This is a genomic window from Paenibacillus plantiphilus (assembly GCF_927798095.1).
Taxonomy (GTDB): domain Bacteria; phylum Bacillota; class Bacilli; order Paenibacillales; family Paenibacillaceae; genus Paenibacillus_Z; species Paenibacillus_Z plantiphilus.
Map to the genome: position 1 here is coordinate 60,630 of NZ_CAKMMF010000012.1, position 17,383 is coordinate 78,012.

Consider the following 17,383-nt stretch of genomic DNA (forward strand, 5'->3'; position numbering starts at 1 on the left):
TATGATGCGATGGCTATGTGACAAAAATCACAACAAGAGCGAGGACCCGGAATTGTCAAAAAGCCTTCACAATAGCGCCGATTGAGCGCTGCCGTGAAGGCATGGGATTGTACGATATGGGGGAAAAGGTATGCAGACCATTCAGATGCGGAGGCTATTCATCTTCTTGGGACAATTCGTCAAGCGTCATGCTGAAGCTTGGCGCCATGTGGGAGAGGAACCAATCTACCTCGGGCATGTCAAGCTTGGCAAGCTTGTTCTCGGTCTGGCCTTTGGCCACGGCAAACTCCCGATTGCCGGATGACAATTCGGTCAAGCATTTGATATATGCATCCAGCAGATCGGCAGCCTTCAGCATCTTGCGCAGCTCATTGTCACTGTTGATGGAGCTGGCATATCCGGCGGTTGCTGTTTCGCTGCTGCTATTGCTGTTGCTGTCTTCAGAATTCATATGTCCACCTGCAGGCGGAGCATCCGAATGATTGCTCAAAGCTGGAGCATCCGCGTGATTGTTTAATGGCGGAGCGTCTGTGTGGTTTCTATAATATGGGGCATCCGATGATTGTTTATTCAAAGCTGGAGCATCCGGCTGTCCGCTTATTAGCGGCGCATAGGCAGAATATAGCTGCTTAGGGACCATGCCCAGCAGACGCTCAGCGGCGAGCGATTCGATCTCGCGAAAGCTTGCCAGCATTTTGGGATTATGATGCTTCACTGGAGTAGGAATATCGCCGGTGAAAACCTCGGTGGCATCATGGAATAACGCCATCGTGACCACCCGGTCAGCATTAAGCGACCGTCCAAAAACATGATTGCCAATCTCGCACAGCATATGGGCGAGCAGCGCGACATGGTAGGAGTGCTCGGCAACATTTTCACGAGTTGTATTGCGCATCAGGCTCCAACGCTCGATATATCTCAAACGGTACATATACGCGATAAAATGACTGTCCACTCTCGTATTCGCTCCTTATCCTTCAAACTAAAATAGGTTAACTGAACAGAATAGCTCCAACACATGTGGCCTCGCGCTCTTCCGCATAGTGCCATAGGTTAGCTGAATAGCTCCAACACCATGAGGCCCCGCGCTCTTCCGCATAGTGCATAGGTTAGCTGAATAGCTCCAACACCATGGGTCCTCGCGCTCTTCCGCATAGTACCATAGGTTAGCTGAATAGCTCCAACACCATGAGGCCTCGCGCTCGTCTGCACTCACCCATGTCTGTAGCACGATAAATCATGCTTACAGCCGATTATCAACCTGATTTACACGTTGTAAGCAGGTTTTTCACGCTTACAATCTTAGATTCGACTCTCTTTCGGCGTTATGTGAGACTTTAAGAGGTTTTTTCACGCTTACAGACTGCCGAGCAAGTCCGAATTCCGCTGTAAGGCGGAATGATCTTCTTACAGCAGATCGCGTCTAACTTTCCAAAGCTCCAAAGCTCTTCTGTAGGTCTGCTACACTTGGCGCAGACAGTAAATTACCCGCCGTGAGCGTGAAACAAGAAATTGATTAAATCCCCTCATGGCAGTCGCACATGAGCACCCTAGTGTTCGATGTATCTTGTTCCCTAAAGTGTCTGCTTTATAGTAGCGCTGTCCTGCTCTACCAGCAGGAGCAGGACAGTGCTACTGGATAATAGTATGCGATAAGCGGAGCATAGTTGATAAAAGTGGCGTAATTCGGCGTAGTATGTTCAACAATCCGTATTAAGCCAGCTTGAATCTACCACACATCTGAGGTGGTATATGCTATTATATTATATAGTGAATGAAGAATTGCGACTATACAAGTTGAACGAGAGAAAGAACAACAGAGCGGAGCAGGGGAAATGATTCTGAAGAAGCGCCAGCGATCGTAAGAACATTCCCCTGCGCAGCAGCCAGTTGGTTTTTTCCAATCTAACTAGAGAGAGGAGTCGGCATGATCCATGCAGCAGTTTGAAGAAAGCGTATATAAGCTTATCGTAGAAACCTCCACCAATCTTCCTGGCGACGTTCGGGAAGTGATCAAATCGGCTCAGGAAGTGGAGGACCGCGCTACGCGCGCAGGCTTGTCGCTCTCCACAATTGCGACCAATATTGAGATGGCAGAGAACAATGTGTCGCCAATTTGCCAGGATACCGGAATGCCGACCTTTGTCGTGCATACGCCGGTAGGCGCGAACCAAATCATTATGAAGGGCCAGATCCGCAGCGCTATCGCGCGTGCGACGAAGGATGGCAAGCTTCGCACCAATTCCGTAGACTCGCTGACAGGCGCGAATACAGGGGACAACCTTGGCCCCGGCACACCGGTCATTCACTTCGAGCAATGGGAGAAGGATGATATTGATGTGCGTCTTATTCTCAAGGGCGGCGGCTGCGAGAATAAGAATATTCAATACAGTCTTCCCACTGAGCTTGAAGGTCTGGGCAAGGCAGGCCGCGATCTCGACGGCATTCGCAAATGCATCATGCACGCGGTCTATCAAGCGCAAGGCCAAGGCTGCAGCGCTGGCTTCATCGGTGTCGGAATCGGGGGCGACCGCACGACAGGCTACGAGCTTGCCAAGCAGCAGTTGTTCCGCCATACGCATGATACGAACCCGAATAACGAGCTTCGCCAGCTGGAAGAATACGTAATGGAGAATGCTAATAAGCTCGGAATCGGCACAATGGGCTTTGGCGGAGAAGTATCTCTGCTTGGCTGCAAAGTGGGCGTGATGAACCGGCTTCCGGCAAGCTTCTTCGTCTCGGTCGCTTACAACTGCTGGGCTTACCGCCGTCAAGGCGTATTGCTGAACTCCGCCTCTGGCGAGATAAAGGAATGGATCTATCCGAGCGGCACGGGTACGCCGATGAAGTTGAAATCCGCTGAAGCTGCTGTGGAAGCCGTGGCAGAACATCAGGAGGAACCCCGCGAGATCGTTCTGCAGACGCCGATTACAGAGGAGCAGGTGCGGAGCCTCAAGGTTGGCGACATCGTCACGATTAATGGAGAAATGCATACAGGGCGCGATGCGCTGCACAAGCATTTGATGGATCACGATGCTCCAATCGATCTGAACGGCGCCGTTATTTATCACTGCGGACCGGTTATGATGCAGGATAAAGCTGGCGAATGGCATGTCAAAGCGGCCGGACCGACGACAAGCAGCCGCGAGGAGCCTTACCAGGGCACGATTATTAAAAAATTCGGCATCCGCGCCGTTATCGGCAAAGGCGGCATGGGAGCCAAAACGTTGGCCGCGCTTCAGGAGCATGGCGCTGTCTACTTGAACGCAATCGGCGGAGCCGCGCAATATTATGCGAGATGCATCAAGAAGGTCAATGGCGTTGACTTCATGGAATTCGGAATTCCTGAAGCGATGTGGCATCTGCAGACAAAAGGCTTCACTGCTATCGTCACGATGGACGCGCATGGCAACAGCCTGCATGCCGATGTCGAGCAGGATTCCTTCGCGAAGCTCTCCCAATTCAAAGACCCTGTATTCAATTAAGTATTCAATTAATTATTCAGTTCAGTTCAGTTCAGTTCATTATTAATCAGCATGGCGCCGGAAGGGAATTGCCCCATCGGAACCTCATTCCGGTCCATTCATCGATACAAAATGAGGGATGCGTTACGCGCAATTTAGGATTGGCCTTTAACAAAAGGTTTGAACAATGGATGTTTCTTATTATCCCCGGATCACTCGTCCTGGGATTTCTTTTTGCCCCGATGCTGCACCGCTTCGTTCCGGCTGTCCCTTATCTCTTCGCCTATGTGACGCTGACGATGGCGCTTGGCTGCGGCATCGGACAGCTCAGGGCGGTCATTCGCAAGCCTGGCATTATGCTGTGGACGTTCATTCTGGCACATGCAGCATCGCCAATCATCGCTTACGCGGTTGGGATGCTGGCGTTCGGAGCAGACTCGCCCTATGTGATTGGACTTGTATTGTTTACGATCATACCGCTCGGCGTCTCAACTGTGCTGTGGGTGGGAATGTCCGGCGGCAGTGTGCCGCTTATTCTGGCGATGGTCGTCATCGATTCGGCGCTGAGTCCATTCGTCGTGCCGGCGGGCATCCATCTGTTTTTTCAGACGGATATCGAAATACAGACAGGGCAAATGATCGCAGACCTGCTGCTCATCATTGTTGTCCCTACTGCCATAGGCGTGCTGCTGCACCAGGTCACGAAAGGGCGGATACAGAAGGCGGTGCATCCCTACAGTGCGCCGTTGTCCAAACTATGCTTCGTTGCTGTCGTCTCACTTAATGCTGCAGCGATTGAGCCCTATCTGTCCGTGCTGCAGGATGACCTGCTGCTATTGGTGCCGATAGCGGTCCTTATGGTAGGTCTATGCTATGCGATCGGCTTCTTCGGAACTGCGTTCATGGGCAATCGGGAGCTGCAGGTGACGGTATCTTACGCATCGGGCATGCGCAACATATCGCTCGGAATCGTTCTTGCGCTTGGTTATTTCAGCCCGCTTGCTGCTGTGCCGGTCGTGCTGTCCATATTGATTCAGCAGCCGCTTGCCACCTTGCATCATTATGTTTTACATAAACTTAACAATTCAAAGGCTGGCGTGAAAGGGAAGGGACAGGTACGATAAAGGGCGATAGTATGCGTGGAGGATGAGCAAACAATGAATAGTTATCGCGTGCGGTTGACCGTTATTATGGTCGTGATGGTCGGTTTCTCAGTACTGGCTGCCGGCATATTCATGGGCAAGACATTCAAGGACAACCATCTGAATGCGCTGGAGGATAATCTGGTGCGCGAGATGAAGATTATTTTGGATCGGATGGATTGGAAGCATGGGAAGCCCGAGGAGCTGTACGGTTATTATACGCAGGAAGCGTTGCGGTTAAAGGAAATAACAGAATCGCGGATTACATTCATCAGCGGTGATGGGACCGTTGTAGGCGATTCCGATCATGATCCCAAGATGATGGATAATCACGCCAATCGTATCGAGGTTGAAGAAGCCAAGGCGGGTGGAGTTGGAAAAGCAATCCGCCATAGCGATACGCTGGACGCCAATCTGCTCTATGTTGCAATGCAAGTAGATCCGGGCAATCCCGATTCCGATATGATCCGTATGGCGCTCAGCCTGCAAGATGTCGATGCCAGCATGCAGCGAATCTGGACGGCGCTCTTCATCGGCCTGCTTATTCTGTTTGCTGTGGCTGCTCTGATCAGCTACCGGATCGCCCGCGGGCTAACGCGGCCGCTGGAGCAAATAACCCGTGTAGCCAAACGGATCAAGTCGATGGACTACCGTGCACGGGTGACGGTGAAGAGCAATGACGAGATTGGAGAGCTTGGTCTGGCAATCAATGCGATGGCCGATGGACTGCAGGTGCAGATGGCTCGCATTCATCAGAATGAAAGCCAATTGGCTAGCGTTCTGGACAATATGATCAACGGAATCGTGATGATAGACCGCGCGGGACGGGTCGTTCTGCTGAACAGGCGTGCTGAAGAGGTGCTGGGCTTCTCGGCAAGGGAGCTTGCAGGCCGTCATTATACGGAAGCGAAGCAGCAATATGAGCTTTCGCAGATTATACAGGACGGGCTTGAGCGCAGAGAGCATCTGCGTGAAGAGATTACGTTTTATTTTCCCGAGGAGCGGCTGCTGGACTTGAATCTCGTTCCGATCTTTGATGGGAATGAGGAATTTGGCGGCGTGCTGCTCGTTCTGCAGGACGTCTCTGCGATTAAGCGGCTGGAGCGGATGCGCAGCGAGTTCGTGGCTAACGTGTCCCATGAGCTGAAGACGCCAATTGCAGCTGTTAAAGGGTTCGCGGAAACGCTGCTTGGCGGCGCGGTGAACGATCCGGAGACTGCGCGCTCCTTTCTGCAAATTATTTTTGACGAGAGCGATCGGTTGAACCGTCTTATCGGCGATATTTTGGAGCTGTCCAAGATTGAGTCGCGCCGTGTGCCGCTTATGTTCTCGCCAATCGAGCTGGAGCCGTTCATGAGCAAGACCGTGGAGCTTATGGAATCGGAGGCCGTCCGCAAGGACATCGGGATTACGATGAAGGTGGAGCCGGGACTGTATGTGGAGGCGGACGAGGATCGCCTGCGCCAAATCGTTATGAATCTGTTGTCCAACGGCATTAACTATACGCCGGAAGGCGGAGTGGTATCGATTCTGGTTGAGCCCGTGCTGCTGCCCTGGATGGAGGGCATGAATGAAGAGGATGTTGATTACGAGCATATTCGCATCATGATTACAGATACGGGAATCGGAATTCCGAAAAAGGATCTTCCTCGCGTATTCGAGCGCTTCTACCGTGTAGACAAGGCTCGTTCGCGCAGTTCAGGCGGTACAGGGCTCGGGCTGTCCATCGTGAAGCACCTTGTAGAGCTGCATAGAGGGAGCATTGAGCTGGACAGCAACGTTGGAATCGGCTCTACCTTCACGATCGAGCTGCCTGTCTTGCAGCAGTAACTGATCATGTGGTTGACAGACCGCCGTCATGCAGCGAAACACCGTGCGCTGGGAGCTGCTTGCGGTGGGAGGAATTCAATCATCACTGGACCCGGATTGCGAACGCTGCTGGAACCTCGGTTGGACTGAAATAATGGTTTACCCCCAATGGAGAACAGTGATATGATGAGTTTGTAAAAAAGTTAGTGCAAATCGCGTAGAGCAACAAACGCGGAGGCTGGGGGTCAACATGTCGCAAAAAGTGCTGGTTATTGAAGACGAACCGACACTCTCGAGGCTGCTCTCGTACAACCTGAGTCAGGAAGGGTACGACACCACAGTGATCGATCATGGATTTGAAGGGTTGCAGACAGCGCTGCAGCGTTCATTTGATTTGATTATTCTGGATATTATGCTGCCGGGAATGAACGGATTTGAGATATTGTCACGGCTGCGGCAGAGCGGCAATGTGACGCCGGTTATCGTACTCACTGCACGCAATGCTGAGGAAGAGGTCGTGCAAGGCTTGAAGTGCGGCGCGGATGACTACATTACGAAGCCATTCGGCGTTGCCGAGCTTCTTGCCCGCGTATCCGCGGTGCTTCGTCGCACGAATCATGAAGATAGCAAAGTCAGTGAATCCACGGAGAAGGTTATTAACGCGGGCGATCTGTTTATTTATCCGGAGAAATACGAGGTTATTCTCAATGGAGATTCCGTGCCGCTGCGTCCGAAGGAGTTCGAAGTGCTGCTCTATCTGGTTCAACGGCCAGGCATGGTGATTACACGGGATGATCTTATGAATGTGGTATGGGGATTTGATTATATTGGCGGACAGCGGACGGTCGATGTGCATGTCAGCTCGCTTCGCAAGAAGCTGGAGCTGGGACAGCAGTCGGTTGGGATTGAATCCATTCGCGGAGTCGGCTACAAGCTCGTAATGCCTAAGAAGCTGGGAACACCGAAGTGAGACGGTGAACCAGCTTTTTTTTGATTGAGGCGTGATTGTGGGGTGGGGCGTCTAATGGCGGTTCCAGGCCAGCATTCGCTTCTGGAACTGTTTGGGCGAGCAGTCATTGTACTTCTTGAACATTTTATAGAAATGCGCCATGTTCGGCATGCCGATCCGATCGCCAACCTCTGACACGCTAAGATCCTTCGTCAGCAGAATCCGCTCGGCCCACTTGATTTTCCGATAATTCACATATTCTGTGAACGATAAGCCGATCGCTTTCTTGAAAAATTTAACAAAATAATAATAGCTCATATTCGCCAGCTTGCATACCTCTTCAACCTGAATGCGCTCAGACAGATGGTCCTCCACGAAATCAAGGACGCTGCGCAGGCGCACACGGTCGAAATCCTCACTTTCGGCCAATACCTTATTGGGATCATTGCGAAGCAGGAGCAGCAGAAATTGTTTAATCAGCATGCTGACGGCCATCTCATAGCCAATCTGCTTGGCGGTGACCTCCTTCAGCACGGAGCGGATACATTCGGCTGCCTCCAATCTGGCGGTATCGTTCTCGCGAAAAATATAATTGGCCCGGCTAAGCGGATTTTTCGTCTCCGAGAAAAAGCGCATATAAGGCATCGTGCTATGATCAAAAAATTGTTCCAGATCAAATTGCAGGACGATATAGTTAAGCGCTCCGCCCAAACTGCGGTCCCGGTGAAGCTGCTTGACTCCGATCATGGCGATGTCGCCTGCATGGAGACGCATGTAATCATCATCGATATAGACATCAAGAATGCCTTCATTTACAAGCAGCAGCTCCAGCTCGCGATGATAATGCCAATTGATGAAGAAATCGTGGTCACGTTGAGCCTGGAATACTCGAATGGACAAAAGAGGGTTTTCATATACGACTTTTTCATTGTAAATTTCCACGATAATAGCCCTCCTACGACAAAATCGCATAAAAGCATCGCTATTCTGATTCTATACTTTGCAGCGTACTTTCAACTATACTTATTCTAGTGTTTGTGTGGCATTGAAACAAGCATACAATTGATGATTCCTGCAAATAATGATGAACAAATGACTGGGGGTAGACATTTAATGTCCAAAATTCGAATCGGCATTATCGGCTGTGGCGGTATTGCCAACGGTAAGCATATGCCAAGTTTGGCTAAAGTACATGAAGCAGAGATGGTAGCCTTTTGCGATATCATAGTGGAAAAAGCTGAGGATGCGAAGCGCAGATATGGCAGCCATGAGGCGGCTGTATATAGCAATTATCACGATATGCTTCGTGATCCGTCCATAGGGGTGATTCATGTCTGTACGCCGAATGATTCCCATGCTGAGATTACCATTGCAGCACTCGAAGCAGGCAAGCACGTTCTGTGCGAGAAGCCAATGGCGAAGACCGCGCATGATGCGCGCCGCATGCTGGAGGTTGCGAAGAATACGGGCAAGAAGCTCAGCATCGGCTACAACAACCGTTTCCGCGCTGACAGCCGTTATTTGAAGGACGCTTGCGCGGCTGGCGAGCTGGGCGAGATTTATTTTGCCAAGGCACATGCGATTCGCCGTCGTGCGGTTCCGACATGGGGCGTATTCCTTGATGAAGAGAAGCAAGGCGGCGGACCGCTGATCGATATCGGCACGCATGCGCTTGATCTTGCGCTCTGGATGATGGACAACTATAAGCCGAAGGTCGTTCTGGGCCGTGCTTATCATAAGCTGGCGCAGACAGAAAATGCGGCTAACGCATTCGGATCATGGGACCCTAAGCAATTTACGGTTGAAGATTCGGCGTTCGCCATGATTACAATGGAGAATGGCGCATCGATCGTGCTGGAATCCAGCTGGGCGCTCAACACGCTTGAGGTTGACGAGGCCAAAGTAACGCTTTGCGGTACGAAAGCTGGCGCAGACATGAAGAAAGGTCTGCGCATCAACGGAGAGAAGAACAGCCGTCTCTACGTCAACGAGATCGAGATGAATGCTGGCGGTGTCGCATTCTATGACGGCGCAAGCGAGCACCCGGAAGAGCTGGAGATGCGTACGTGGATCGACGCTATTATCCATGACAAGGAAGTGCTTGTCACGCCAGAGCAAGCGCTCGTTGTTTCGGAGATTCTCGAAGCGGTGTACGAATCCTCACGGACGGGCAAAGCGATATATTTTGATTAAAGTTGCGTGTTGAAGAAGGATGCGTATCGGGTAAGTTGTATAAAGAGGTATCAGATGCGATTTGAGTTTGTGAAGGCCGGATTTGAGGTTTGCAGAGGTCGGGGCAAGTATGCCCCGGCTTTTTTTGAATGTAAGCGTGTGGAATCATATTCATACCTATATCATTGCTCGCAATTGAATGGAGTGCATCAGTGAGATGAGAACGGTGAACACGACAATCGGATGAAAGACCCTCTGAAGAGATGAATAAGCGCGATAAACCGTACTAGCACTACAGCATCCTACCGCACTCAATCTGTCTGTAAAACGGAAAAAACCTCTTACAGCGCGAAAAACTAAACTCATGCTTGCTGTAAGCCCGAAAAACCGTGCTATAGCGCCAAAAAAGCCTCGCTGCGGTCACTCAAAGTGTCTGTAAAACGGAAAAAACCTCTTACAGCGCGAAAAACTAAACTCACGCTAGCTGTAAGCCCGAAAAACCGCGCTACAGCCCCAAAAAAGCCACGCTGCGGGCACTCAAAGTGTCTGTAAAACGGAAAAAACCTCTTACAGCGCGAAAAACTAAACTCACGCTTGCTGTAAGCCCGAAAAACCGTGCTACAGCGCCAAAAAAGCCTCGCTGCGGTCACTCAACATAGCTGTAAAACGGAAAAAGTCACTTCGAGCATCAAGCTCAGCAAGTAATTTGGTTCGACTTTGGTCGTGACTGTAGACTGTCCATTGCGCGTTAATCCATTTATGAGTTGGTTATTTAGTTTTTAGTAGTTCTAATAGCAACAAATTCGCCGGGAGAGCGTCTATAGGAAGGGGAATCTTTCCTGACTCTCTAAATGGTGGGGGCTATTTGACGCTCACCTCTAAATCTAGGCTCGGAGGATTAATGCTAATGAGATTTCGGCTAGGAGCAAGTTTGCTATTCGTGTTCAGTATGTTGTTGTCGGTGTTCTCTGTTCCTGTGAATGCGCAGGCATCCAAGGATATTCGAATAATATTGGATGGTCAGCTTATCAGCAGCGACGTTGCCCCTTATGTGCTTCCAAAAGTAAATGTGACGATGGTTCCACTGCGCGTTATTAGTGAGAATTTGGGAGCGGCTGTGGACTGGTCGCCAGTTGCTAGAAAGGTAACGATTGAGCAGGGAACTACCACGATCATCATGAGACCTGGTCAGAAGACTGCTGAAGTGAATGGAGATAAGATCCGTCTCGATGCGTCTGTAGAGCTCAAGAGCGGGAGAGTAATGGTTCCGCTCCGGTTTGTTGGAGAAGAGCTGGGCATTGAGGTGGAATGGGATGGGAAGACTCGTACCGTATTTTTGAATGCGAGTATGATGCAGCCTGATCCTGGTGCTGGCAATGGTTCTGGCGGAGGAAGCAAATCGGGACTCAAAGCGGCATGGGTGTCCACCATTTACAATTTGGACTGGCCTTCGACAAAATCATATGGCAACAAGCAGCTTCAGCAGCAAGAATATAAGAGCCTTCTTGATGAATTGCAAGCGATGGGGATGAACACGGTATTCGTTCAAGTACGGCCATCTGGAGATGCGCTTTATCGGTCTGATCTCGTGCCTTGGTCGAAGGTACTGTCAGGAAAGCAGGGTACGGAGCCTGACTACGACCCGCTTGCTTTTATGATCGAGGAGACACATCAGCGGGGGATGAGCTTTCATGCCTGGTTTAATCCTTTTCGCGCGAATACGGATTCGGACCTTACTAAGCTGGCTTCCAATCATGTCGCAATCGCACAGCCGGACTGGATTCTGAAGTCTGGAAGCGGGCTGCTTATCAACCCGGGCATTCCCGCAGCGAGGCAGCATATTATCGATACTGTGATGGAAGTCGTGAATGGGTATGATATCGACGGTATTCATCTGGATGATTACTTCTATCCATCCTCAGGTGGTTTAAAGGACGATGATACGTTCCTACTGTACAATGCCAATAATCTGCCGACGAAGGATGAGTGGCGCCGCGACAACATCAATGAGTTTGTCCGCATGCTTGGGGAGTCCATTCACAGCGCCAAGCCTAAGCTTCAGTTCGGCATCAGCCCGTTCGGTGTGTGGCGCAATAGTGCGAAGGATGCAACCGGCTCCGATACGAATGCAGGTGTAACCGCCTTTGACAGCATGTCCGCCGATGTAAGGACATGGATTCGTCAGGATTGGATTGATTATGTCGTTCCCCAAATCTACTGGAGCATGTCCTTCACCGCGGCACGATACGATAAGCTGGTAGATTGGTGGGTCGGAGAAGTAACGGGAACCAATGTCGACCTTTATATCGGTCATTCGCCATACAAGCTTGGCACGAAGGAGAGCGGCTGGCAAACGGCTCAAGAAATAATTGACCAGCTCAATTACAACCTCAAATATCCGGAAATCGTGAAAGGCGATGCTTTCTTCAGTGCAAAGGATCTGCGGAGAAACCCGCTCGGTATTAAAGACGCGCTTCAAGTGTATTACGGCGGGCAAGCTGTACAATAGAAGCGGATAGACGAAACAGATGAGAAAGTAAGCAAGCAGCAGTAGAGCAAGAAGAGCAAGAAGAGCAAGAAGAGCAAGAAGAGCAAGAAGAGCAAGAAGAGATGGAAGAGCAACCAGAGCAGGAGCAAAGGAAGCAGTGTAGAAGTAGTAAAAGAAGGTTAACAGTATGCCAGCCAGTAATTTGTACAATTGCTTGGGAGCTAGTCTGCAGCATAAAGGCTAATAAGCCTGACTCTTCACTTTGCATTGTATGCAAGGTTAGAGTCAGGCTTATTATCTACCCCTATTATGCAAGTTATTCATGTGACGTGTTGTTCTCGTTGCCGGCAGCTCCTGACGAGCTTTCGTCTGACAGCTCCGAAAGGGATTTGACCTCGCCATGCGGCTTATGGTTCTGCTTGCGGCTTTTCCAGGCGCTTTCACGACGTCGTTGTGATGTGGTCATGTATGATACTCCTTTCGTAGGGAGATGAACGGACCCCCTTATCGTGTGCGTTCCTGTCCAGCCGTATACTGCAACGGCTGGATAGCTAAATAAGTTGAAGTTAAGAAAGAACAACAGAGCGGAGCAGGGGAATGATTCTGAAGAAGCGTAAGCGCTCGCCTTTGTTCCCGGAATTCCACTATTACAAACAACCTGAATTCAAGAATTCCGGGAACAACAGCGATCGTAAGAACATTCCCCAGTGCAGCGGCCTCTTTGTTCATTTCAATCGTTTTTGACAATCGCCGTCTCCTTTATTCCAATTCCCGTCTTGGCTTCCTTGCTCCCCACCAGAACAGGAAAACAACTGAAATCGCTACGACGAGAAATGGCGCCACAAAGATCAAAAATTCATTCATATCCCAATCCTCCCCATGAATAGTGTATTATTTGCCCCGCTTGCCCTGCACGTATTTGGCATCGAATAGAAACAGTCGCATAAGCAGGTACAGTGACGGCACAAGCAGCAGCAAACCGAGAATGAACACAGAGATGAGCGCCAGTGCCATCGGCTCGCTGGTGAAATTATCGTAAATCGTCAGGTACGGATACAGAATATACGGCAAATGCGCCGCGCCGTATCCGAAGAAGGCAAAGCCGAACTGCAGCATGACGAATATAAACGCGAGTCCAAGCCGCTTGCGCGTCCATAGCAGATAGACAGCGATCAGGAAGCAGGCGAAGGAGATGACAAACATCCAGGCGAGCGATGTCATGCGGTCAAAGTGCTCTGCATTGTGGCCGCGAATGGCGAAGAAGACGAGCAAGCTGCTCAGTATGGTTGGTCCGCTCCATGCCAGCGCATATTTGCGGACGATTTCGAAGGCAACGCGGTCGTTGGCCCGATTCGCATAGTAGCTGAGAAACATCGCTGAAATGTACAGGACGCTCACAATCGCGAGCAGGACGACCGCCCACGAATAGGTGCTTGTGAACAGCTTGCCGTACAGGAATGACAGGTTGCCGCTGGCGTCAACCTCGATATAGCCGCCCTCCGATATGGTCATAACGGTGGACAGGGAAGCCGGAATCAACAATCCGCTTGCGCCATACAGGAAGATATAAGGCGTCTTGCTTCGTGTTCCATACGTATTGAAGGCATAGTAGGAGCCGCGAATGGCCAGCAGTATAACGGCAATACTGCCGGGCACAAGCAGCGCAGTGCCGTAGTAATAGGCGGTGTCAGGGAAGAACCCGACGATGCCGACGAAGAAGAAAACGAGAAACACATTCGTTACTTCCCAGACGGGCGACAGGTAGCGCTCAATAATATTGTTGATGAGATGGCGCTTGCCCGTTATTGTGCTGTAATAGCTGAAGAAGCCAGCGCCGAAGTCAATCGAGGCTACGATCAGGTAGCCGAATAGAAACACCCACAGCACGGTAATGCCAAGCACTTCATAGCTCATTGATTGCCTCCCCCTTCAATGCCTCTCGTCTTCAGCTCCTCTTCCGCAGGATTGTTGCGGAACATTCGGGTGAGCACGCGGATGGATGTAATGCCGAGAACGATATAGAGCAGGGAGAAGAGCAGCAGCATCGTATCCACATGATCCGATACGGTTGCGCCTTCCGATGTTTTCATAATGCCGCGAAGTATCCACGGCTGGCGGCCGATCTCTGAGAAGATCCAGCCATGCTCGATGGTCAGCATCGCGACAGGCGCGGCGACGATAATAGCGCGCAGCATCCATTTGTTCGAGAATGCGAGATGCCGCTTGCGCCAGAGCAGAATGATGAAGACGGTCGTGACAAGTGTCATGAGCGCGACAAGCCCCATTTTCATATCGAATAGATAGTGAATAATGAGCGGAGGATGCTCGTCCTCAGGTATATCATTAAGCCCGGTTACCTCTGCATTCGGCAGCCCATGGGCAAGAATGCTGAGCGCATAAGGGATTTTGAGTCCGTATTTGATCTCGTTGTCCTCGGTCAGAATTCCGCCCAGCACAAGCGGCGCATTCTTGGAAGTCTCGAAATGCCATTCCATCGCCGCCAGCTTCTCAGGCTGGTAGCTGGCAAGATATTTGCCGGACAGATCGCCGATTATTGCACTACCGATTATGAAAACGAATGCGGATACCATCGTCAGACGGAGCGCCTTCTTGTAGTAGACATGCTTGCGGCCCTTGAGGAGCGACCAAGCGGCAATGGCGGCAAGTACGAGCGCACAGGTTAAGTAAGCGGTTATGAGCACATGCGACACCTTTGTCGGCATCGCTGGACTGAGCATCGCTCCAAAAGGCTCAATGTCAATGATTTTGCCGTTCTCAACCGTAACACCGGCAGGCGCATTCATAAACGCATTCACGATCGTTATGAAGAAGGCCGATGCGGAAGAGCCGATAACAACGGGCACAAGCAGCCAGAAGTGAACCATTCTGTTCTTGAACCGATCCCAGGTGTACAGGTAGATTCCGAGGAAAATCGCCTCGAAGAAGAAGGCGAATGTCTCCATGAACAGCGGCAGGGCGATCGATTGACCGGCTACGCGCATGAAGCTCGGCCATAGCAGACTAAGCTGCAAGCCGATAGCAGTTCCCGTAACGACGCCGACAGCGACTGTAATAACGAAGCCCCGCGCCCACCGCCGCGCGAGAAGCAGGTAATGCGGATCATTCCGCTTAATGCCGATCCATTCGGCAATGGCTATCATGAGCGGAACGCCGACCCCAAGCGTAGCGAAAATAATGTGAAAAGCGAGTGTGAACGAGGTCAATATTCGGCTGTAGAAAACCGGGTCGTAAGTGCTTAATAACATCTAGAATCCCCTCCAGAATGTGATGCTATGTTTATTATTACCTGCTAAAGGCTTAACTGAATATTCTCCGGGACAAGGCAAGCAGCATCACGACTGCGACCACAACGCAGAGGATGATGAGCCCCTTCTCTTGTTTGGCAACACGATTATCCTTCGGCTTGCGATTGTTCTCCATCCGAATCCCTTCCCTCCAAAGGTTAAGTATGTGAAGATCTTATTAGTATTATAAACAGTTATGTGATATTTTTCACATACAATTGTGTCTTGCGTCTGTCTAAATGTTGTCGAACTGTTGAACCTGCGACTCCAAGGGCATACCGCGCAGCACGGTGTTCGTGCTAAAATTAATTATTGCAACGAGGTAAAGTCAGTGTGAGAGAGGAAGATGGTTCATGTATCAATATACCGACGAGGTTTATGAAGAGGTGGACTTCAGCCATTCCGATAAGCGGGATGGGGAGCTGCAGCACTGCACGTTCAAACGGTGCAAATTTCGCGGGACATCTTTGGAAGAAATCCAGACGATAGGCTGCAGCTTTATCGAGTGCGATTTTCGCGATGCGGCTTTGAATGCATCTATACATCAGGAATCAGCCTTTATGAACTGTCAGTTCAGCGGCGCGAATCTATTCGTGGCCAAATTCATCAATTGTAAAATGACGGGGTCAGACTTCACGCATGCCCAGATGGACGGCATAACAATTAGCAAGGGAGATTGGTCGTATACGAATCTGCGTCATCTCAATTTCTCCAAGCAGGATCTGCGCGGCATCCGTCTGGTTGAAGCGGATCTGTACGGCTGCAATCTGGAGAAGTCGGACCTGCGGGGAGCTGATCTGACGAGCGTCCAACTGGCGAGCAGCAAGCTGCATGGCGTGGATTTCAGAGGGGCGATTCTGGATGGCATAGATTTCAGATCGCTGGAATTGAAGGGTGTGCGCATGGACATTGTTCATGGGGCTGCATTTTTGCGCGCGCTAGGGGCAAAGGTTGAGTAGAAGGGCCAAGATCGATTAAAGGGCGCGATTGAGTAAAAAGGGCTAAGGCAGTGTAAATGAAAGGAGGAGCAGCGATATGAGCAAGCCTCGGATTGCGGTTGTGGGAAGCTTGAATATGGACATTGTCGTATCGATGAAACGGCAGCCCCAAATGGGTGAGACGATTGCCGGTGATGCGGTTCATTACATGCCTGGCGGAAAAGGCGCCAATCAAGCGCTCGGCTGCAGCCGCCTGAATGCAGAAACGACAATGATCGGCTGTGTTGGCTCCGATCCCTTCGGGCCAATGGTGCTGGATGGCTTGGCGGCAAGCGGTGTGGGGCTCGATTCTGTTGGCGTTCTGGAAGGAGAGACGACGGGGACCGCTCATATTTCACTAGCGCAAGGGGACAATTGTATTGTTGTCGTTGCGGGCGCCAACGCAATGTGCACCGCAGCATACGTCCGTCAGCATGAGCCCGCGATCTCATCAGCGGATGTTGTCATCGCCCAGCTCGAAATACCGCTGGAGGCCGTTATTGAAGCTTTCTCGATTGCGAAGGGCAAGAATGCTGCAACGATTCTAAATCCTGCTCCAGCCAGAGCTTTGCCGGAAGAGCTGCTGCTGTTGACAGATTACATAACGCCCAATGAATCAGAATGGGAGCTTATTAGCGGTGTCTCCGGGCAGGAGGATGAGGTACTGTTAGGCCATACCATTGCGGAATGGGAGAAGCAATACAACAGCAAGGTTGTCATGACGCGAGGAGACAAGGGCTGCTCTTATGTGGAGGAAGGACAATTGAAGACCTTTCAAGCTCCAAGAGTGAAGGTTGTCGATACGACTGGAGCGGGGGATTCGTTCAATGCAGCGCTTGCATACGGACTGGCGCAGCGCAAGCCTATGGCGGAGTCCGTGGCATTAGCGGTCACGTCCGCTTCTCTTTCTGTCCAGAGGTTCGGGGCACAGGGAGGCATGCCGACGCTGTTAGAGGTTGAGGCTGCCTTGCAGCCGGATAATCGTTGACCTGTTGTGTGGCTGGCTGACACTCGTATCGCCGCACCCCGTGCTTGGAGCTGCGCGCGGCTGCATCAAAAAAAACCTCCAATCGCGCT

15 protein-coding genes are annotated in these 17,383 nt (G+C 51.0%); 8 read left to right on the top strand and 7 right to left on the bottom strand.

What is annotated here, in order from left to right:
- Positions 1-154 precede the first annotated feature (154 nt).
- Positions 155-955 carry a 5'-deoxynucleotidase gene (gene yfbR / locus L6H65_RS12320; protein ID WP_236342795.1) on the bottom strand — a complete coding sequence of 267 codons (801 nt, stop codon included), beginning with the start codon at positions 953-955 and terminating at the stop codon, positions 155-157.
- 979 nt (positions 956-1,934) lie between these two features.
- Between yfbR and L6H65_RS12325 the strand changes: the two genes are divergently transcribed.
- From L6H65_RS12325 to L6H65_RS12340, 4 genes are all read left to right on the top strand, one after another.
- Entirely contained in the window at positions 1,935-3,485 is a 1,551-nt protein-coding gene (locus L6H65_RS12325) for a fumarate hydratase (protein WP_236342797.1), read from the top strand.
- A gap of 170 nt (positions 3,486-3,655) precedes the next feature.
- Complete coding sequence (locus tag L6H65_RS12330) at positions 3,656-4,588, top strand: bile acid:sodium symporter family protein (RefSeq protein ID WP_236342799.1); 933 nt, start codon at positions 3,656-3,658, stop codon at positions 4,586-4,588.
- A gap of 33 nt (positions 4,589-4,621) precedes the next feature.
- Positions 4,622-6,436 (top strand): two-component system histidine kinase PnpS, encoded by a 1,815-nt coding sequence (pnpS, locus tag L6H65_RS12335; protein ID WP_236342806.1) that lies wholly within the window; start codon positions 4,622-4,624, stop codon positions 6,434-6,436.
- A 229-nt stretch (positions 6,437-6,665) separates the two neighbouring features.
- Positions 6,666-7,385: a response regulator transcription factor gene (locus L6H65_RS12340; protein WP_236342808.1), complete on the top strand. Its 720-nt coding sequence runs from the start codon at positions 6,666-6,668 to the stop codon at positions 7,383-7,385.
- A 51-nt stretch (positions 7,386-7,436) separates the two neighbouring features.
- Here the strand turns inward: L6H65_RS12340 and L6H65_RS12345 are convergent, their stop codons facing one another.
- The gene (locus tag L6H65_RS12345) at positions 7,437-8,306 is read right to left on the bottom strand and encodes a helix-turn-helix domain-containing protein (protein WP_236342810.1); all 870 of its coding nucleotides are present in this window, start codon (positions 8,304-8,306) and stop codon (positions 7,437-7,439) included.
- Between the two features lie 171 nt (positions 8,307-8,477).
- On the opposite strand from L6H65_RS12345, the gene L6H65_RS12350 reads away from it, so the two are divergent.
- Complete coding sequence (locus tag L6H65_RS12350) at positions 8,478-9,557, top strand: Gfo/Idh/MocA family protein (RefSeq protein ID WP_236342812.1); 1,080 nt, start codon at positions 8,478-8,480, stop codon at positions 9,555-9,557.
- Positions 9,558-10,443: 886 nt separating this feature from the next.
- Positions 10,444-12,045 carry a family 10 glycosylhydrolase gene (locus L6H65_RS12355; protein ID WP_371877691.1) on the top strand — a complete coding sequence of 534 codons (1,602 nt, stop codon included), beginning with the start codon at positions 10,444-10,446 and terminating at the stop codon, positions 12,043-12,045.
- A gap of 295 nt (positions 12,046-12,340) precedes the next feature.
- Here L6H65_RS12355 and L6H65_RS12360 read toward each other — a convergent pair whose 3' ends face one another.
- The 5 genes from L6H65_RS12360 to L6H65_RS26580 form a co-directional block, all read right to left on the bottom strand.
- Complete coding sequence (locus L6H65_RS12360; protein ID WP_236342814.1) at positions 12,341-12,490, bottom strand: DUF6254 family protein; 150 nt, start codon at positions 12,488-12,490, stop codon at positions 12,341-12,343.
- 293 nt (positions 12,491-12,783) lie between these two features.
- Positions 12,784-12,888 carry a cytochrome bd oxidase small subunit CydS family protein gene (cydS, locus tag L6H65_RS26790; protein WP_371877692.1) on the bottom strand — a complete coding sequence of 35 codons (105 nt, stop codon included), beginning with the start codon at positions 12,886-12,888 and terminating at the stop codon, positions 12,784-12,786.
- Positions 12,889-12,915: 27 nt separating this feature from the next.
- Positions 12,916-13,938, bottom strand: coding sequence for a cytochrome d ubiquinol oxidase subunit II (locus tag L6H65_RS12365; RefSeq protein ID WP_236342830.1), 1,023 nt, complete (start codon positions 13,936-13,938; stop codon positions 12,916-12,918).
- Positions 13,935-15,290, bottom strand: coding sequence for a cytochrome ubiquinol oxidase subunit I (locus L6H65_RS12370; RefSeq protein ID WP_236342832.1), 1,356 nt, complete (start codon positions 15,288-15,290; stop codon positions 13,935-13,937). The genes L6H65_RS12365 and L6H65_RS12370 overlap by 4 nt, the downstream gene beginning before the upstream one ends.
- Positions 15,291-15,342: 52 nt before the next feature.
- Entirely contained in the window at positions 15,343-15,465 is a 123-nt protein-coding gene (locus L6H65_RS26580; RefSeq protein WP_290370404.1) for a hypothetical protein, read from the bottom strand.
- 217 nt (positions 15,466-15,682) lie between these two features.
- Between L6H65_RS26580 and L6H65_RS12375 the strand changes: the two genes are divergently transcribed.
- Both L6H65_RS12375 and rbsK read left to right on the top strand, forming a co-directional pair.
- Positions 15,683-16,288 carry a pentapeptide repeat-containing protein gene (locus tag L6H65_RS12375; RefSeq protein ID WP_236342840.1) on the top strand — a complete coding sequence of 202 codons (606 nt, stop codon included), beginning with the start codon at positions 15,683-15,685 and terminating at the stop codon, positions 16,286-16,288.
- A 76-nt stretch (positions 16,289-16,364) separates the two neighbouring features.
- The gene (rbsK, locus tag L6H65_RS12380) at positions 16,365-17,294 is read left to right on the top strand and encodes a ribokinase (protein WP_236342847.1); all 930 of its coding nucleotides are present in this window, start codon (positions 16,365-16,367) and stop codon (positions 17,292-17,294) included.
- Positions 17,295-17,383: the final 89 nt, after the last annotated feature.